19 protein-coding genes and 1 pseudogene are annotated in these 17,426 nt (G+C 60.7%); 9 read left to right on the forward strand and 11 right to left on the reverse strand.

All coding sequences use genetic code 11. From position 1 onward, the window contains the following. Positions 1 to 95: 95 nt before the first annotated feature. Both JJN09_RS00265 and cysK read right to left on the reverse strand, forming a co-directional pair. Complete coding sequence (locus JJN09_RS00265; protein WP_249484965.1) at positions 96 to 1,034, reverse strand: aspartyl/asparaginyl beta-hydroxylase domain-containing protein; 939 nt, start codon at positions 1,032 to 1,034, stop codon at positions 96 to 98. A gap of 187 nt (positions 1,035 to 1,221) precedes the next feature. Further along, positions 1,222 to 2,196 carry a cysteine synthase A gene (gene cysK, locus JJN09_RS00270; protein ID WP_249484966.1) on the reverse strand — a complete coding sequence of 325 codons (975 nt, stop codon included), beginning with the start codon at positions 2,194 to 2,196 and terminating at the stop codon, positions 1,222 to 1,224. 129 nt (positions 2,197 to 2,325) lie between these two features. Between cysK and JJN09_RS00275 the strand changes: the two genes are divergently transcribed. Beyond that, positions 2,326 to 3,402 (forward strand): DUF748 domain-containing protein, encoded by a 1,077-nt coding sequence (locus JJN09_RS00275; protein ID WP_249484967.1) that lies wholly within the window; start codon positions 2,326 to 2,328, stop codon positions 3,400 to 3,402. Here the strand turns inward: JJN09_RS00275 and JJN09_RS00280 are convergent. Then, positions 3,398 to 3,664: pseudogene (locus tag JJN09_RS00280) on the reverse strand (DUF2442 domain-containing protein); the annotation flags it as partial. The gene JJN09_RS00275 and the pseudogene JJN09_RS00280 overlap by 5 nt on opposite strands. Before the next feature lie 225 nt (positions 3,665 to 3,889). On the opposite strand from JJN09_RS00280, the gene JJN09_RS00285 reads away from it, so the two are divergent. Further along, a complete protein-coding gene (locus tag JJN09_RS00285) occupies positions 3,890 to 4,735 on the forward strand; it encodes a MoxR family ATPase (protein ID WP_007911294.1) in 846 nt (281 codons plus the stop codon). Positions 4,736 to 4,747: 12 nt separating this feature from the next. Beyond that, a complete protein-coding gene (locus JJN09_RS00290) occupies positions 4,748 to 5,926 on the forward strand; it encodes a VWA domain-containing protein (protein ID WP_064388394.1) in 1,179 nt (392 codons plus the stop codon). 37 nt (positions 5,927 to 5,963) lie between these two features. Here the strand turns inward: JJN09_RS00290 and JJN09_RS00295 are convergent, their stop codons facing one another. From JJN09_RS00295 to JJN09_RS00310, 4 genes are all read right to left on the reverse strand, one after another. Further along, positions 5,964 to 6,878 carry a biotin-dependent carboxyltransferase family protein gene (locus tag JJN09_RS00295; protein WP_249484969.1) on the reverse strand — a complete coding sequence of 305 codons (915 nt, stop codon included), beginning with the start codon at positions 6,876 to 6,878 and terminating at the stop codon, positions 5,964 to 5,966. Beyond that, positions 6,875 to 7,579: an allophanate hydrolase subunit 1 gene (locus tag JJN09_RS00300; protein ID WP_249484970.1), complete on the reverse strand. Its 705-nt coding sequence runs from the start codon at positions 7,577 to 7,579 to the stop codon at positions 6,875 to 6,877. Before JJN09_RS00300 ends, JJN09_RS00295 begins: the two co-directional genes overlap by 4 nt. Further along, positions 7,576 to 8,328: a 5-oxoprolinase subunit PxpA gene (locus JJN09_RS00305; RefSeq protein WP_249484971.1), complete on the reverse strand. Its 753-nt coding sequence runs from the start codon at positions 8,326 to 8,328 to the stop codon at positions 7,576 to 7,578. Before JJN09_RS00305 ends, JJN09_RS00300 begins: the two co-directional genes overlap by 4 nt. A gap of 66 nt (positions 8,329 to 8,394) precedes the next feature. Then, a complete protein-coding gene (locus JJN09_RS00310; protein ID WP_249484972.1) occupies positions 8,395 to 9,681 on the reverse strand; it encodes an MFS transporter in 1,287 nt (428 codons plus the stop codon). 146 nt (positions 9,682 to 9,827) lie between these two features. On the opposite strand from JJN09_RS00310, the gene JJN09_RS00315 reads away from it, so the two are divergent. After that, a complete protein-coding gene (locus tag JJN09_RS00315) occupies positions 9,828 to 10,742 on the forward strand; it encodes a LysR family transcriptional regulator (RefSeq protein ID WP_249484973.1) in 915 nt (304 codons plus the stop codon). Positions 10,743 to 10,746: 4 nt separating this feature from the next. Here the strand turns inward: JJN09_RS00315 and JJN09_RS00320 are convergent, their stop codons facing one another. The 3 genes from JJN09_RS00320 to JJN09_RS00330 are packed head-to-tail and all read right to left on the reverse strand — an operon-like array spanning position 10,747 to position 12,596. After that, positions 10,747 to 11,289 carry a DUF2937 family protein gene (locus JJN09_RS00320; RefSeq protein WP_102620227.1) on the reverse strand — a complete coding sequence of 181 codons (543 nt, stop codon included), beginning with the start codon at positions 11,287 to 11,289 and terminating at the stop codon, positions 10,747 to 10,749. 13 nt (positions 11,290 to 11,302) lie between these two features. After that, a complete protein-coding gene (locus JJN09_RS00325) occupies positions 11,303 to 12,079 on the reverse strand; it encodes a class II glutamine amidotransferase (protein ID WP_100847538.1) in 777 nt (258 codons plus the stop codon). Positions 12,080 to 12,095: 16 nt separating this feature from the next. Beyond that, positions 12,096 to 12,596 carry an MFS transporter gene (locus tag JJN09_RS00330; RefSeq protein WP_249484974.1) on the reverse strand — a complete coding sequence of 167 codons (501 nt, stop codon included), beginning with the start codon at positions 12,594 to 12,596 and terminating at the stop codon, positions 12,096 to 12,098. A gap of 99 nt (positions 12,597 to 12,695) precedes the next feature. On the opposite strand from JJN09_RS00330, the gene JJN09_RS00335 reads away from it, so the two are divergent. Then, complete coding sequence (locus JJN09_RS00335) at positions 12,696 to 14,750, forward strand: S9 family peptidase (RefSeq protein ID WP_249484975.1); 2,055 nt, start codon at positions 12,696 to 12,698, stop codon at positions 14,748 to 14,750. Between the two features lie 108 nt (positions 14,751 to 14,858). After that, on the forward strand, positions 14,859 to 15,332 hold the full coding sequence (locus JJN09_RS00340; RefSeq protein WP_249484976.1) for a cyclic nucleotide-binding domain-containing protein: 474 nt from the start codon (positions 14,859 to 14,861) through the stop codon (positions 15,330 to 15,332). Here the strand turns inward: JJN09_RS00340 and JJN09_RS00345 are convergent. Next, entirely contained in the window at positions 15,329 to 15,613 is a 285-nt protein-coding gene (locus JJN09_RS00345) for a hypothetical protein (protein ID WP_249484977.1), read from the reverse strand. The genes JJN09_RS00340 and JJN09_RS00345 overlap by 4 nt on opposite strands. A 79-nt stretch (positions 15,614 to 15,692) precedes the next feature. On the opposite strand from JJN09_RS00345, the gene JJN09_RS00350 reads away from it, so the two are divergent. The 3 genes from JJN09_RS00350 (at position 15,693) to JJN09_RS00360 (ending at position 17,405) form a co-directional block, all read left to right on the forward strand. Next, the gene (locus tag JJN09_RS00350; RefSeq protein WP_011332930.1) at positions 15,693 to 16,379 is read left to right on the forward strand and encodes a hypothetical protein; all 687 of its coding nucleotides are present in this window, start codon (positions 15,693 to 15,695) and stop codon (positions 16,377 to 16,379) included. Between the two features lie 49 nt (positions 16,380 to 16,428). Beyond that, positions 16,429 to 16,800, forward strand: a complete 372-nt coding sequence (locus tag JJN09_RS00355) for a YajD family HNH nuclease (protein ID WP_007944009.1) — start codon at positions 16,429 to 16,431, stop codon at positions 16,798 to 16,800. Positions 16,801 to 16,934: 134 nt separating this feature from the next. Beyond that, entirely contained in the window at positions 16,935 to 17,405 is a 471-nt protein-coding gene (locus JJN09_RS00360) for an RNA methyltransferase (RefSeq protein ID WP_007958066.1), read from the forward strand. Positions 17,406 to 17,426 lie beyond the last annotated feature (21 nt).

A 17,426-nucleotide genomic window follows, 5' to 3' on the forward strand; every position in this document is an offset into this window, starting at 1 on the left:
CGAAGACGAGCCCGACGTTCTCGCTGGACGGCGTTGACTCGCAGACAAAAAAAACCGCTCACAAGGAGCGGTTTTTTACGCGTCTGCATCCAGCCTCAACCAAACAGCCAATACCCCAGCAACGTCAACACCACCACCGCCAACACCGGCCGCATCACGCGGTAGGCCTTTGGATTGCGGCGCTTCCACTGTTTGACCTTACCGCTGAACTTGTCACTGAAATTCTTGCTCCAGGCGTAAGCCTGGTTGATCCCGCCAACGCGTTCATCGTCGAGGTTCTGCGGTGCGGTGGCGCGGCCCAGCCAGGCGCTGATGAAACGGTTGATGCGGGTCATGACGCGGTTGCTCAGCGGACGCTCGATGTCGCAGAACAGGATGACGCGGGTCTTCTCGGTTTCATTCTTGACCCAGTGCACGTAGGTCTCGTCAAACATCACGTCTTCACCGTCGCGCCAGGCGTAGACCTGACCATCGACAAAGATCCGGCAATCGTCGGAGTTCGGCGTCGACAGGCCCAAGTGATAGCGCAGGGAACCGGCGAACGGATCGCGGTGCGGGTTCAAATGGCTGCCGCCCGGCAACAGCGCGAACATCGCACCCTTGACGTTGGGGATGGCACTGACCAGCGCCACGGTTTTCGGGCACAGGGTTTCGGCAGAAGGCAGCGGTTTGTCGTACCACTTGAGATAGAAACGCTTCCAGCCCTTCTTGAAGAACGAGCCGAAACCGGCGTCGTTGTTCTTCTCGGCGGCGCGGATGTAGCCCTCGTCGAACAGATGCATCGCTTCGTCGCGGATGGTTTCCCAGTTGTCGCGCAACACATCCAGCTCCGGGAATTTGCTGCGATCCAGATAGGGCTTGGACGGCACGCCGGAAAACAGGTACATCAAAGCGTTGTACGGAGCGAACAGCGCCGAATGGTTGACGAACTGACGCAGCACCGGCAAACGCGCCTTGCCGCGCAAATGCACGTAGAGGATGCTGCCCACAAACAGCAGCAACACCGACACCTTGGCGGCTAACGAAAAGGTCATCAACAACTCCTTGAAATAAGACAACGCCACGCAATGCCATTTACCCGACATGGCGGCCGGCCATGATAAACACTACCGGCTCCGGGAAAAACCCGCCCGCCCCAAGATTCAGTGTTAAGAATTGCGCAACAAAGCATTAATTAACATAACGATCCTGAACCCTGGCTGACCTGAATCAACGGGACGCTTACTGCTGGTTTTCCTGATCGGTAAACAGATCGCTGAACAGCATGCTCGACAGATAACGCTCACCGGAGTCCGGCAGCACCACCACGATGGTCTTGCCCTGCATTTCCGGAGTTTCCGCCAAGCGCACAGCAACAGCCATCGCCGCACCGCAGGAAATGCCGCACAAGATCCCTTCTTCCTGCATCAGGCGCAAAGCCATAGCCTTGGACTCTTCATCAGTCACACGCTCGACCCGGTCGACCATCGACAGATCAAGGTTTTTCGGCACGAAACCGGCGCCAATGCCCTGAATCTTGTGCGGGCTCGGCTTGATCTCTTCGCCAGCCAGCGCCTGAGTGATCACCGGCGAAGACACTGGCTCCACCGCCACCGAGATAATCGGTTTGCCCGCCGTATTCTTGATATACCGCGACACACCGGTGATGGTTCCGCCGGTGCCGACGCCCGCCACCAGTACATCGATCGCACCGTCGGTGTCGTTCCAGATTTCCGGACCGGTGGTTTTTTCGTGAATGGCCGGGTTGGCCGGGTTGTCGAACTGGGCCGGCATAAAGTATTTGCCCGCATCACTGGCCACGATCTCGGCAGCCTTCTCGATGGCGCCTTTCATGCCTTTGGCAGGCTCGGTCAGCACCAGCTCGGCACCCAGCGCCTTGAGCACCTTGCGCCGCTCGATGCTCATCGAAGCCGGCATGGTCAGCATCAATTTATAACCGCGAGCGGCCGCGACGAAGGCCAGGCCGATACCGGTATTGCCCGAGGTCGGCTCGACGATGGTCATGCCTGGCTTGAGTTTGCCGCTGCTTTCGGCGTCCCAGATCATGTTCGCGCCGATCCGGCACTTGACCGAGTAGCCCGGGTTGCGACCTTCGATCTTGGCCAGGATGGTCACGCCACGAGGCGCAATGCGGTTGATCTGCACCAGCGGCGTATTACCGATGGAATGGGCGTTGTCAGCAAAAATACGGCTCATGGCTGGGTCCTTATGCAGCGTTGAATTCAGCTCTCCAAGGTAAGCCTGTTGTTCCTGCCAGTCCAGTCGGGTCGAACGTCTGCAACCGCCGGCAGTCAATCGCTGTACACCCGTTCGGGAATTGCCGCCATGAAGCGTCGCTACCATTGGCTGTTGTGGACCCTCGCCATTGTCGTTGTACTGCTGGTCGCCCTGCACATCGCCCTGCCCTACCTTGTGCGCGACTATCTGAATGACAAGCTGGCCAACATGGGCGACTACCGCGGGCAGGTCACCGACGTCGATCTGGCGCTGTGGCGCGGTGCGTACAAGATCAACGGCCTGAAGATCGTCAAGGTCGACGGCAAGGTGCCGGTGCCGTTCGTCAACGCGCCGTTGATCGACCTGTCTGTGAGCTGGCACTCGCTGTGGTACGACCATGCGGTGGTAGCACAAGTTAAGTTTCTCAAACCCGAAATCAACTTCGTCGATGGTGGCGCCAACAAACAGAACTCCCAGACCGGTAAAGGCACCGACTGGCGCGCTCAGCTGGGCAAGCTGCTGCCGATCACCCTCGACGAAGTGCAGATCCACGATGGCCGCATCAGCTTCCGCAACTTCAATTCCAAGCCGCCCGTGAACATGAACGCCACCAATGTCGAGGCGAGCATTTATAACCTGACCAACGTGGTCGACACCAAGGGCAAGCGTGATGCCCGATTCGAAGGTAAAGCTCTGCTGCTCGGTCAGGCGCCACTGGAAACCTCCGCCACCTTCGACCCACTGAGCAACTTCGAAGACTTCGAGTTCCGCCTGCGCGCCCGCGACCTCGAACTCAAGCGCATGAACGACTTCGCCTCGGCCTACGGCAAATTCGACTTCAATGCCGGCCACGGCGACGTGGTCATCGAGGCTCAGGCCAAAAAAGCCCAGCTCACGGGCTACATCAAGCCGTTGCTGCGGGATGTCGAAGTGTTCAACTGGCAACAGGACGTGGAAAACAAGAACAAAAGCATCTTCCGCTCAGTCTGGGAGGCACTGGTTGGCGGCACTGAAACCGTGCTGAAAAACCAGGCGAAAAACCAGTTCGCGACCAAGGTCGAACTCAGCGGCAGCGTCCATCAGCAAGATATCAGCGCGTTCGAAGCGTTTTTGCAGATTTTGCGCAATGGCTTCATCCAAGCATTCAATGCCCGGTATGAGCGGCCGAAGCCGGATGCAGGCTAGCGCACTGCGCGAGCGCATCCAGATACAAGGTATCGGCGCCGATCTGAATATCCGGATCCAGCCATTCCACGGTCCAACCCTCATTTCCGAGGCTTGCTGCGCAGAACACCTTTGGATCAAGTAAGGGCTTGAGGCCCGGATACCTTTGAAGATCTTGGCTCAAATCGACACGCAACTGCTGGCCATCAACAAAGGTCAGCGCCAGACAAAAATCTTCCGAATGTTGTACAGACGATAAACGAGGGCGTTTCCTGGGCAGCATCGGTTCAGATCCTCTATCAGAGAGGTTCAGCAGGCTACTTCCAAACCGATGATCGCTGAATGCTGGCTTTGCGCCGAAACTGAGTCAACATGTGACGCCCCATTCAGAGACTGAATAAGCCGTCTGCGTTCACAGTCGACCGGGCCGCGCGTTATAGTCGGGCATCCGATTATTTCGCCCCCGCCCTGCCCGTTCAGGTCGGCGTTACCGTTCGAGGATTAGCAGATGAAGTTCGAAGGCACCCAGGCCTACGTCGCCACCGATGACCTGAAGCTCGCGGTCAACGCCGCCATCACCCTGGAGCGGCCGCTGCTGGTCAAGGGCGAACCGGGCACCGGCAAGACCATGCTCGCCGAGCAACTGGCCGAATCGTTCGGCGCCAAGCTGATCACCTGGCACATCAAGTCCACCACCAAGGCCCATCAGGGCCTGTACGAGTACGATGCAGTCAGCCGTCTGCGCGACTCGCAACTGGGCAATGAAAAAGTCCACGACGTGCGCAACTACCTGAAGAAGGGCAAGCTCTGGGAGGCGTTCGAGTCCGAAGAGCGCGTCATCCTGCTGATCGACGAAATCGACAAGGCCGATATCGAGTTCCCCAACGATCTGTTGCAAGAACTCGACAAGATGGAGTTCTACGTTTACGAGATCGACGAGACCATCAAGGCCAAGAAACGTCCGATCATCATCATTACCTCCAACAACGAGAAAGAGCTGCCGGACGCCTTCCTGCGCCGCTGCTTCTTCCATTACATCGCCTTCCCCGACCGCACCACCCTGCAGAAAATCGTCGATGTTCACTACCCGGACATCAAGAAGGACCTGGTCAGCGAAGCGCTGGACGTGTTCTTCGACGTGCGCAAGGTGCCAGGCCTGAAGAAGAAGCCGTCGACTTCGGAACTGGTCGACTGGCTGAAACTGTTGATGGCCGACAACATCGGCGAAGCCGTACTGCGCGAACGCGATCCGACCAAAGCCATCCCGCCTTTGGCCGGTGCGCTGGTGAAGAACGAACAGGACGTGCAATTGCTTGAGCGCCTGGCGTTCATGAGCCGTCGCGGCACCCGCTAAGAGGCTGATGCCATGCTGCTCAACCTGTTCAATGAAATGCGTGCAGCCAAGGTGCCGGTGTCGGTGCGCGAGCTGCTCGACCTGATCAACGCGCTGAAACAGCGCGTGACCTTCGCCGACATGGACGAGTTCTACTACTTGTCCCGGGCGATCCTGGTGAAGGACGAACGGCATTTCGACAAGTTCGACCGTGCGTTCGGCGCCTACTTCAATGGCCTGGAAAAGCTCGACGATCACTTGCAGGCGCTGATTCCCGAAGACTGGCTGCGCAAGGAATTCGAGCGCTCGCTGACCGACGAGGAACGCGCGCAGATCCAGTCCCTCGGCGGCCTGGACAAGCTGATCGAAGAGTTCAAGAAACGCCTGGAAGAGCAGAAGGAACGCCACGCCGGCGGCAACAAATGGATCGGCACCGGCGGCACCAGCCCGTTCGGCTCCGGCGGTTTCAACCCGGAAGGCATCCGGGTCGGCGATGCCGGCAAGCGCCAGGGCAAAGCGGTGAAAGTCTGGGATCAGCGCGAGTACAAAAACCTCGACGACTCCGTTGAGCTGGGCACCCGCAACATCAAGGTCGCCCTGCGCCGTCTGCGCAAATTCGCTCGCCAGGGTGCGGCCGAAGAGCTGGATATCGACGGCACCATCGACCACACCGCCAAGGACGCCGGCCTGCTGAACATTCAGATGCGCCCGGAACGGCGCAACACGGTGAAGTTGTTGCTGCTGTTCGACATCGGCGGCTCGATGGACGCACACGTGAAGATCTGCGAGGAACTGTTCTCGGCCTGCAAGACCGAGTTCAAGCACCTGGAGTACTTCTACTTCCACAACTTCGTTTATGAATCGGTGTGGAAGAACAACATGCGCCGCACTTCCGAGCGCACCTCGACTCAGGACTTGCTGCACAAGTACGGCGCCGACTACAAAGTGATCTTCATCGGTGACGCCGCCATGGCGCCCTATGAAATCACCCAGGCCGGCGGCAGCGTCGAGCACTGGAACGAAGAGCCGGGTTACGTGTGGATGCAGCGCTTCATGGAGAAGTACAAGAAGCTCATCTGGATCAACCCGTATCCGAAGGACACTTGGGGCTACACCTCGTCGACCAATATCGTGCGGGATTTGATCGAGGATCAGATGTATCCGTTGACGCTTCGCGGGCTGGAAGAAGGGATGCGGTTTCTGTCCAAGTAATTCGGGATTGCTCCCCCGCCAGCGGCGGGGGAAACGATCAAAAGCGCTTCAGATATTCGATATGTTCCCGGTGCGCGACGTCCTGTACCACCGGGCGCAATCTGACCTTCGCCCCCGGCAGACACTGCGCCAGACGCGCCAGCGCCAACGGCGTCAACGCTCCCAATCGCGGATACCCGCCAATGGTCTGCCGATCATTGAGCAACACGATCGGCTGCCCGTCCGGCGGCACCTGCACCGCGCCCAGCGGAATGCCCTCGGAAATCATCGGTTTACCCTGATACTGCAACGCCGTCCCCAACAGACGAATGCCCATGCGGTCGGCGCGACTGTCCAGCGTCCAGGCACTGTTGAATGCATCGAACAGGCTCTGCCCGCTGAACTGACCGATCTGCGCACCGAGCACCAGATCCAGCGGCGCGTCGAGGCGCAGATCCGGCCGATGCTGTGCCGGGACTTCGCGCACCAGCAGGGTTTCCCCCTGATAACTCAGGCTGGCGCCCTTGGCCAATGGCAAGCCGAATCCATCAAGACCGCCAAGTTCTTCACGTACCACCGTGGCACTGCTGCCCAGTACTTTCGGCGCACTGAAACCACCGGGCGCCGCCAGATAAGCCCGAGCCCCCAGCAACGGCTGGGTGAACTTCAAGGTCTGCCCTTTGCGCAGTTTGAAACTGCGCCATGGCGCCAGCGCTTCACCGTCAATCCGCGCGCCCAGATCGGCGCCGGCCAGTGCCAGCAAGCAATCCTCCTCCGCCACCACCGCAAACCCGCCAAGGGTGATTTCGATCACCGGCAAATCCAGGCCATTGCCCAGCAGCCAGTTGACCCAGGCCATCGACCGCCAGTCCGCCGCGCCGCCCTGGGTTACGCCCAGATGCCGCACACCGAATCGTCCGGCGTCCTGCAACAGGCACAGCGGTGTGCTCGCTTCAATCGTCAGTCGGCTCATGCCAGGGCCTCCAGAGGCGTGTCGTCACCGCCGAGACGGATGAATTCGGCATGGCTCACCGCTTCGAAACGCACGGTATCGCCGGGCTGCATGAGGCTGTAGCCCTCGCGCTCACGGTCGAACAGTTTTGTCGGCGTGCGACCGATCAGGTTCCAGCCGCCGGGGGACACCACCGGATACGCGGCGGTTTGCCGTTCGGCGATGCCTACGCTGCCGGCGGCGACTTTCTTGCGTGGGGTATTCAGACGCGGCGCCGCGAGGACTTCTTCCACCAGCCCCATGAAGGCAAACCCCGGAGCAAAGCCAAGGGCGAACACCTGATATTCCCGGGCACTGTGACGACGGATCACCTCCTCTACCGCCAAGCCGCTGCGTTGCGATAGCAGGCTCAGTTCCGGGCCGACACTCAAGTCGTACCACACCGGCAGCACATGACACTGGCCACCGGTTCGCGCATTCGGCGACAGATCGATCAGCGCTTCGGCGATCAATTCACGGGCCTGACTCGGGCTCAATGCCCTCAGATCGTAATGCACCATCAGCGTGGTGTACGACGGCACCAGATCGATCAAATGCTCGCCGAACACCGTGCGTAAACGCTCACTTGCGGCGAGCATCCACGGCATGTTGGCTTCGGCGATTTCATCGAACAGGCGCAGCATCAGGCAATCCAGTGCCACCACTTCCACCCGCGGATTCATGGCGCGCTCTGCTCGTTCAGGGCCTGACGAATGCGCTGCACGGCTGCCACAGAACTGGCGTTGTCACCGTGTACGCACAAGGTGTTGGCTTGCAGGTGCAACGCGCTGCCGTCGCTGGCCGTGAGGTTGTCGCCCCGGGCGATGGTCAGCGCTTGCCCGATGATGCTTTCGGCGTCGTGATGGACCGCGCCCGGCAGTTGCCGCGAGACCAGTCGGCCGGCGCTGTCGTAGGCGCGGTCGGCGAAAGCTTCAAACCACAGGGTCACGCCGTATTCATCCCCGAGTTGTTGCGCCGCCGTGTTGTCACGGGTCGCCATCAGCATCAGCGGCAAGCTGCGGTCGTAAGCCGCGACGGCCTGAATCACCGCCCGCAACTGCGCCGGGTTGGCCATCATGTCGTTGTACATCGCGCCGTGGGGTTTGACGTAGCTGACTTTTCCACCCTGGGCACGGCAAATGCCGTCAAGGGCACCGATCTGGTAATGCAGGATGTCTTGCAGTTCCTGGGCGGTGTAAGCCATGGAACGCCGGCCGAAACCCACCAGATCCTGATAGGCCGGATGCGCGCCGATCTGCACGCCATGACTCAAGGCCAGGCTGACGGTCTTGCGCATGATGCTCGGGTCGCCGGCGTGGAAACCGCAGGCAATGTTGGCGCAATCGATGAAGGGCATGACTTCCGCGTCCAGACCCATGGTCCAGTTGCCGAAGCTTTCGCCGATGTCACAGTTCAATAGCAGGCGGCTCACGGTGAACACTCCTGTAGCTCTTTTCTTTTTTTGCCGTGGGACAGACAGTGTCCCGCAGGTTATCAGTTACTGCGCGTCCAGTTGCTTGCCACGGGTTTCCGGCAGGCTCAGTGCCGCAAGAATCACCACCCCGTAGGACACTGCCGCAAAGGCACCGATGCCTACACTCAGCGGCACCTTCTGGCTGAGCAGCCCGATCAGCAGCGGGAACAACGCCGCCAGCGCCCGGCCGATGTTGTAGCAGAAGCCCTGCCCCGAACCGCGAATCCGAGTCGGAAACAACTCAGTGAGGAACGCACCCATGCCGCTGAAAATCCCCGAAGCAAAGAATCCCAGCGGGAAACCCAGCCACAGCATCACCCCGTTGCTGACCGGCAATTGGGTGTAGAGCAGAACAATGGTGAACGAGCCGACAGCGAACAGAATGAAGTTCTTCTTGCGCCCCAGCAGGTCGGTCAAATAAGCGCTGATCACGTAACCGACGTAGGAACCGACGATCACCATCGCCAGATAACCGCCAGTGCCGAGTACGCTCAAGCCGCGCTCGTTCTTCAGAAAAGTCGGTAGCCAAGAGGTGATCGCGTAGTAGCCGCCGAGGGCTCCGGTGGTCAGCAACGAAGCGCGGATCGTGGTGAAGAGCATGCCGGGGGCGAAGATCTCGTAGAACTTCGACGGACTTTCCGGGGTTTGTCTGGCCTTGGCTTCGCGGTAGATCTCCGGATCTTTCACCAGACGGCGGACGAAAATCACGAACACCGCCGGCACGATGCCGAGGATGAACAATGCTCGCCAGGCATCTTCCGGTGGCAGCACCGAGAACAGCAGCGCATACAGAATCGCCGTCAGGCCCCAGCCCAACGCCCAGCCGGATTGCACCATGCCCACCGCTTTGCCACGATCCTTGGCCCGAATCACTTCACCGATCAGCACCGCGCCGGCGGTCCATTCGCCGCCGAAACCGAAGCCCATCAGGGTGCGGGCGATCAGCAATTGCTCGTAGTTCTGAGCGAAGCCGCAGAGGAAGGTGAAGAAGGCAAACCACAGTACCGTCAGTTGCAGGGTGCGCACGCGGCCGATGCGGTCGGAGAGAATCCCCGCCACCCAGCCGCCGATGGCCGAGGCGATCAACGTGCTGGTGTGAATCAAACCGGCCTGCCCCGTGGTGATGCCCCACATCGCGATCAGGGTTGGCACCACGAAGCTGAGCATCTGGGTGTCCATGCCGTCCAGACCGTAGCCGATCTTGCAGCTCCAGAAGGTCCGGCGCTCCTGCTGATTGATGTTGCGATACCAGTCGAACGGGCCGGGACGGGCCGTGGTCTTGGGGAGGTCGAGGGTGTCGGGCGCACTCATGGCATGTCTCCGCAGGCTTTTATTGGTCTTGTTCGAAGCTCCGACGACGCCTATCGTGGGAACCGGATGCGTCGATTTTTGGGTGCGACACCCGGTCGCGTCCAACGAATAAAAACCCGCCCAAGACATAAGAAAAATTTGTTGCCATGAACCTGAAGTTTCTCGAGACCTTTGTCTGGGTCGCCCGGCTGAAGAGTTTTCGCCTGACCGCCGACAAGCTGTTCACCACTCAGGCATCGATTTCCAGCCGGATCGCGGTGCTGGAAGGCGAACTTGGGGTGAAGCTGTTCCTGCGCGATTCACGCGGTGTCAGCCTGACGCCCGAAGGCTTGAAAGTGCTGGAATACGCCGAGCAGATGCTCGACACGATGCAGGCACTGAAACAGTCAATCGAAACCCGATCGAGCAAGGTTGGCCGGGTGCGCATCGGGGTGATGGATACAGTGATTCACACCTGGCTCAGCCCGTTGGTAGCGCAGATGACTGATCTGTACCCTCGGGTGGAAATCGAGCTGGTGGCGGATACCTCGCTTAACCTCTGCGATCAGCTGCAAAAAGGCTTTCTCGATCTGATCCTGCAAACCGATCTGGTGCGCCATGAAAGCGTGCGCAGCCTGGAGCTGGCCAGCCACCCTATCGGCTGGATCGTTGCCAGCAACTCGATCTACAACCGTGACTACCAAAGTCTCACCGACCTGGCGCAGGAGCGGATCATCACCTATTCGAAAAACTCCCGGCCACATCAGGACATCCTGGCGCTGATGCAGGCCCAGGGCGTGCTGGCGCCACGGTTGAACTGCGTGAATTCGGTGTCGGCGATTACCCGGCTGTTGCGCGATGGGTTCGGCATTGGCGCGTTGCCACCGGTGCTGGTGGCAGAAGAACTGGCGCGGGGGGAACTGACCCTGCTCGACATCGAACAGCGCCCGCCTAACCTGCAGGTCGTGGTGTCGTGGCGGGTGGGCGTGGAATGGGTCGAAGAGATTGTGACGCTGTGTCAGCAAGTGCTGGAGGGGTACGCGCAAAAAATGGGCGAGAACTACGTCGTCCTCGCCCCTTGAACAGTTAGAGCCCGCGCACATCCCGGTCTTCGATCGGACGGCTCTGGCGCAGGCGCTTGCCGCCCAGTACCACCCAGTCGATCAGACGGAACAGGCATTCAAGGCCGAACGACAGCAGCAACGCGCCGCTCATGCCCCAGATCATCGCCTCAGGCGTCAGCAGAATCTGATAGCTGTAGCCGTTCCAGGTCTCCTTGCGGATGTCCGGATCAGCGGCCAGCGCCACTTGCAGCACACGGATGTACCACGGGCCCTGCATCGCCTGGAATTGCTTATCCAACGCAGTCTGACGCGCGAGCAAGGTGCTCAGGCTGTCGGCATCGCTGCGAAACACCGGGTCTTCACTGGCGCGATAGTGGGCGACCAGCGCCTGAATATCACCTTTGAAAAACTGCTCGGCAGTGCCCTGGAAGCCACGCAGACCGGTCTGCGCCTCGATCAGATGCGCTTCGACCCGCTTGGCGTAATCGTTGATGAATCCCGGCACCTGGACACCGATCAACAGGCCCGCCGCAAACAACACCAGCCGTAGATAACTGAGCAACATGGGGGTGCAATCCTTATTCGGTCTTGCCTTGGCTTACGCATTCGCCGCGTCGCCACAGGCTCCATTGGCCCGGTTCGTAGCGGGTCCAGGTTTCATTTTCGGTCAGTGGTTCGGTGGCAATCACCGTGACCACGTCGTTGGGCGTGGTTTCGGCCTGGAAATCGACGATCACATCGACGTCCTTGAGCCGCGCCGGGCCGAACGGTGCGCGTCGGGTGATCTGTGCAAGTTTGGTCGAGCAATAGCAGAACAGCCAGTCGCCGTCGCTGAGCAGGCAGTTGAACACGCCTTTGCTGCGGTATTCGGCGCAAGCGGCGACCAGATCCGGCAGCAGTACTTCTATATCGACCGGTTCCGGAAACGCTGCACGTACGCGGTTGAGCAAATCGCAGAACGCCGCTTCGCTGTCGGTATCGCCGACCGGGCGGTAGAAACTCTTGATCGGGGTGAAATCGGCGAGCTGGCCATTGTGTGCGAAGCACCAGTTGCGCCCCCACAGTTCGCGGACGAACGGGTGGGTGTTGGACAGGCAGACCTTGCCGACGTTGGCCTGGCGGATATGACCGATCACCACTTCGCTCTTGATCGGATAACGCTGCACCAGATTGGCGACTTCCGATTCGCAGCTGGCCGCCGGGTCCTGGAACAGCCGCAACCCGCGACCTTCATAGAACGCGATGCCCCAGCCATCGCGGTGCGGGCCGGTCCGACCGCCACGCTGCATCAGCCCGGTGAAGCTGAACACGATATCGGTCGGCACGTTGGCGCTCATGCCCAATAGTTCACACATGTGCGGACTCTCGTGATTACAGACGCGGCTCGACGCGCATGCGCTGCGGATTGTTCGGCAGCGGTGGACGGCCATAACGATCATCGCCGGCGGCGCCGAACGGTTGATCGCCGTCACGCTCGTCATCGGCACGGGCGGCTGCGCGGGCGGCCTCGGCCTGCTCCTTGCGCGCCTTCGAAGCGCGTTCGATCGGGAAGCGGATCAGCACGAAAATCAGGTACAGGCCGAACGCGATCATGGCGTACATGAGCAATTCGGAAATCGCGCGCCAGGCGTTGTTGCCCACCTTGAACGCCAGATCCAGCGCCGTGATGGCGATGGCCGGGGCGAATTTTTCCTTCACCGGGTCGATGATGGTCGGGCTGAACAGCAACACCGCCATCAGCACACGCAGCGGCTCGCGCAGCCAGCGCCACATCCAGCGGGTCATGCGCATCCACACCAACAGGCAGCCCACGGCGGCAAAGGCGTAGAGGCCCCAGGCGATCAGATAGTCGTTCTCGGTCATGGTGTCCATGGCAAGGCAGGCAAAGAGGCGCTTATAGTAACGACTTTTCGCACATCAGGCTTCCCCGCCGTCCGTGCGGTCCTCATTTGTCATGTTCGAGAGCCCTCCATGCCTGTATCCGCCAACATCACCAGCGCCCCGATTGCCCGCAAGGATGCCGGTCAGGACCCGTATGCCTGGCTGCAGGAACGCGACACCGACGCGGTGCTCGACTACCTCAAGGCCGAAAACGACTACCAGCAGGCGCAGACCGCCGATCAGGCCGAACTGCGTGAAACCCTGTTCGAGGAGATCAAGGGCCGGATCCTCGAAACCGACCTGTCCCTGCCGTCGCCGTGGGGCCCGTATTTGTATTACACGCGCACCACGGCCGGTGACGAATACCCTCGCCACTACCGCTGCCCGCGTCCGGTCGACGACAGCCTGACACTGGACGAAAGCCGCGAGCAGTTGCTGCTTGACCCGAACGCCCTGGCCAATGGCGGTTTTTTCTCCCTCGGCGCGTTCAGCATCAGCCCGGATCACCAGCGTCTGGCCTACAGCGTCGATGCCTCGGGCGACGAGATTTACACGCTGTTCGTGAAGGAATTATCCAGCGAACGTGTCAGCGAACTGGAGTTCCAGGACTGCGACGGCAGCATGACCTGGGCCAACGACAGCCTGACCCTGTTCTTCGGCGAGCTCGACGACACCCATCGCCCGCATAAACTGTTCCGCTACCGCCTCGACGGCACCGCCGCTGAAGAGGTGTTCCACGAGCCGGACGGGCGTTTCTTCCTGCATTGCTACCGCGCCAGCTCCGAGCAGCAATTGCTGCTGTCCCTGGGCAGCAAGACCACCAGCGAAATCTGGGCGCTGGATGCCAATCAGCCGCACCAGCCGTTCACCTGCCTGGCGCCACGGGTCGAGGATCACGAATACGACGTCGACCACGGCAAGCTCGATGGCGAATGGACCTGGTTCATCCGCACCAACCGCGACGGCATCAACTTCGCCCTTTACCAGACGCCGGACACCGGCAGCGCACCGAGCGAAGCCGACTGGCAGAACCTGATCCCGCACAGTGATGCGGTGATGCTCGATGGGGTGACTCTCAACGCCGAAGCCTTGACCCTGAGCTTGCGTGAAGGCGGCTTGCCGATCATCGAGGTTCGCCCACACGGTCTGGCGCCTTATCGCGTGCAATTGCCGGACGCGGCCTACAGCCTCTATGTGCAAAACAGCCTGGAATTCGAAAGCGACCGTATCCGCCTGCGCTACGAGGCGCTCAATCGTCCGGCTCAGGTTCGCCAATTGATTCTCGCCACCGGCGCGCAGGAAGTGCTCAAGGAAACCCCGGTGCTCGGCCCGTTCGACGCCGACGCCTACGTCAGCCAGCGCCTGTGGGCCAGCGCACCGGACGGCACGCTGGTGCCGATCAGCCTGGTGATGAAGCGGGAAATGGTCGGCAAACCGGTACCGCTGTACCTCTACGGTTACGGCGCCTACGGTTCGAGCCTCGATCCGTGGTTCTCCCACGCCCGTCTGAGCCCGCTGGATCGCGGCATGGCGTTCGCCATCGCCCACGTGCGCGGCGGCGGTGAACTGGGCGAAGCCTGGTACCGCGCCGGCAAGCAGGAACACAAGCAAAACACCTTCAGCGACTTCATTGCCTGCGCCGAGTTCTTGATCCTCAACGGCGTCACGACCGCGCCGCAACTGGCGATCAGCGGCGGCAGCGCCGGTGGTTTGCTGATTGGCGCGGTGCTCAATCAGCGCCCGGAGCTGTTCGGCGTGGCGATTGCCGAAGTGCCGTTCGTCGATGTACTCAACACCATGCTCGACCCGGATCTGCCGCTGACCGTCACCGAATACGACGAGTGGGGCAACCCCGAGGAGCCAGACGTTTACGAACGGATCAAGGCCTACGCGCCGTACGAAAACGTCAGCGCGCAGGCTTATCCCGCAACCCTGGTGATCGCCGGCTACAACGACAGCCGCGTGCAGTACTGGGAAGCGGCCAAGTGGGTGGCGAAGTTGCGCGCGACCAAGACCGACGACAATCCGCTGCTGCTCAAGACCGAACTGGGCGCCGGCCACGGCGGCATGAGTGGTCGTTATCAGGGATTACGTGACGTAGCCCTCGAATATGCATTTGTTTTCAAGGTTCTGGGCATCGCCTGAGGAACTCCGCCGGTCAGTCAGGTCTTAATTCCCGACGCCGGGCGCCGATAATCAAGTCGGCGCCCGGTGGCGAGCCTGCAAACCGACACAACAAAAAGACCGCACGACATGTCAGAACCAACCTTGTTGAACAACGAAATCCGCGACTGGCTGATGGACTGCGGCCTGTTCGATCAATTGCAACTGGCGGATTTCGCCGCCGCTTCGGGCTACTTCAGCATCAGTACCGTGGCCGAGGGCGAAGCGATCTTTCGCGAAGGCGATGCCGGCAGTTTCATGTGCATCATCCACACCGGCCAGGTGGCCGTGCAGAAAACCGGCAGCGACGGCCAGGTCGTGACCATGGCCACCCTGCGTGGCGGACGGGCGTTCGGCGAAATGGCGGTGCTGGATGGCGAACGTCGCTCAGCGACTTGCGTGGCAGCGAGCAACTGTCAGTTGCTCAACCTCGGCAAGGACTCGCTGGAAAAAATGCTCAACGACGCGCCGAAAATCGCCGCCAAGATCATCCGCGCCCTCGCCGTCTCCCTGTCCAAACGCCTGCGCATGGCCGACGGCCAACTGGCGGCGCAACAGATCTAGCCGCCGGGGGATTTGGCTTTGCCGTCGCTGGGTTCGATACCCGGCACCGGCTGATCCTTGGACGGCGGGCTGGGCATTTCGATCGGCACCAGTGGCGGCCCGCCACTGCCTGAACCGGTCTTGGGAATCGGTACCGGGCTGATTTGCGGATACGGGGTTGGCGTCGCAGTGCCGGGCGAACCCGGTTGCGGCGTCGGGCTGACGGGAATCGTCTGTTGGGCGTGCACTGCAGTTATCGAGAGCGCGGCCAGGGTAATGACCGTTAGAATGGTGCGCTTCATCAAGGGCTCCGTTGGCCTGAAGTCTGCGTTCAGGCTACTCCCAACGCGCCTGCTTGCCTTCCCCTCTTTAGAGATTTCCATGAAACGTTTCGTTCTGCTCGACACCACGCCGATCCCTGACAACGGCGGAGCCCTGTGCCTGTTCGAGTACGGCGAGGACTTTGTCATCAAGATCCAGGGCGGCGACGGCGGGCAATTGATGAACACCCGCATGCACGGTTCCGAAGACGCATTGGCCGAGATTCCGTGCCGCAAGGTTGCCGGCCGGCCGAACTCGCGGGTGCTGATCGGCGGCCTGGGCATGGGCTTCACCCTCGCTTCCGCGCTAAAGCACCTGGGCAAGAGCGCCGAAGTGGTGGTTGCCGAACTGGTGCCCGGCGTCGTTGAATGGAACCGTGGCCCGCTTGGCGAAAAGTCCGGGCGCCCGCTGCTCGACCCACGCACGGTGATCCGTCAGGAAGACGTGGCCAAGGTGCTGCAAAGCGAGCCGAACGGTTTCGACGCAATCATGCTCGACGTCGACAACGGCCCCGAAGGCCTGACCCAGAAGGCCAACAGCTGGCTGTATTCCGCCGCAGGCCTGGCCGCGTGCGCCAAGGCGATGCGGCCCAAAGGCGTGCTGGCGGTGTGGTCGGCCAGCGCCGACCGGCAGTTTTCCGACAAATTGAAGAAGGCCGGTTTCAAGGCCGAGGAAGTGCAGGTCTTCGCCCACGGCAACAAGGGCACCCGCCACACGATCTGGATTGCCGAGAAGCTCAAGGGCTGAGCTAAACTTGCGTCATAACCGTCATTAGTCTTTCTACAAAGGTGAACCCATGAGTTCGTCCACCCCGACCAACACTTCGAAGCTGGATCGCATCCTCGCCGACAACCAGCGCGACAAGGAAATGGGCTACCGCGACAAGGCCCTGAAGATGTACCCGCATGTGTGCGGCCGCTGCGCCCGTGAGTTTTCCGGCAAGCGCCTGAGCGAGCTGACCGTGCATCACCGTGACCACAACCACGACAACAACCCGCAGGACGGTTCCAACTGGGAACTGCTGTGCCTGTACTGCCACGACAACGAGCACTCGCGCTACACCGACCAGCAGTATTTCGGCGAAGGCTCGCTGAGCACGCCGAAAATCGCCAAGGCCACGCACAACCCGTTTGCGGCGCTGGCCGGCCTGATGAAAAAAGAAGACTGATCTTCATTGCCTGAAAGGGCCTCTTCGCTGGCAAGCCAGCGAAGAGGCCATCACCGACGCCACAGATCCTGAATCTGCCCGCCCTCTCCCAATCCCCGTATAATCGCCCTCTTTTTCCCGAAGGCACCCCGCTCGTGGCAGACAAACGGTACAGCTGCATTGGTTTGTATAACCCCAAATCACCGGAAAACGTCGGTTCGGTGATGCGCGCCGCAGGCTGTTACGGCGTGTCGACCGTGTTCTACACCGGCAAGCGCTATGAACGCGCCGCCGATTTCGTCACCGACACCAAGCGCGTGCACTACGACATCCCGCTGATCGGCATCGACGATCTGAAAAAGATCCTGCCGCTCAACTGCGTACCTGTCGCCGTGGAACTGGTCGACGGTGCCCGTCCGCTGCCGGAATACACTCACCCGGATCGTGCCTTGTACATCTTCGGCCCCGAAGACGGCTCGCTGGATCAAGAGATCCGCGACTGGTGCGAAGACGTCGTGTACATCCCGACCACCGGTTGCATGAACCTCGCCGCCACGGTCAACGTCGTGCTTTACGACCGTATGGCCAAAGGCTTGAACACCCGTTCCGGGCCGAAATTCCGCTGAACCGCCGCACATCCGATGGAA

It is taken from the genome of Pseudomonas sp. HS6, from assembly GCF_023375815.1.
Lineage (GTDB): Bacteria > Pseudomonadota > Gammaproteobacteria > Pseudomonadales > Pseudomonadaceae > Aquipseudomonas.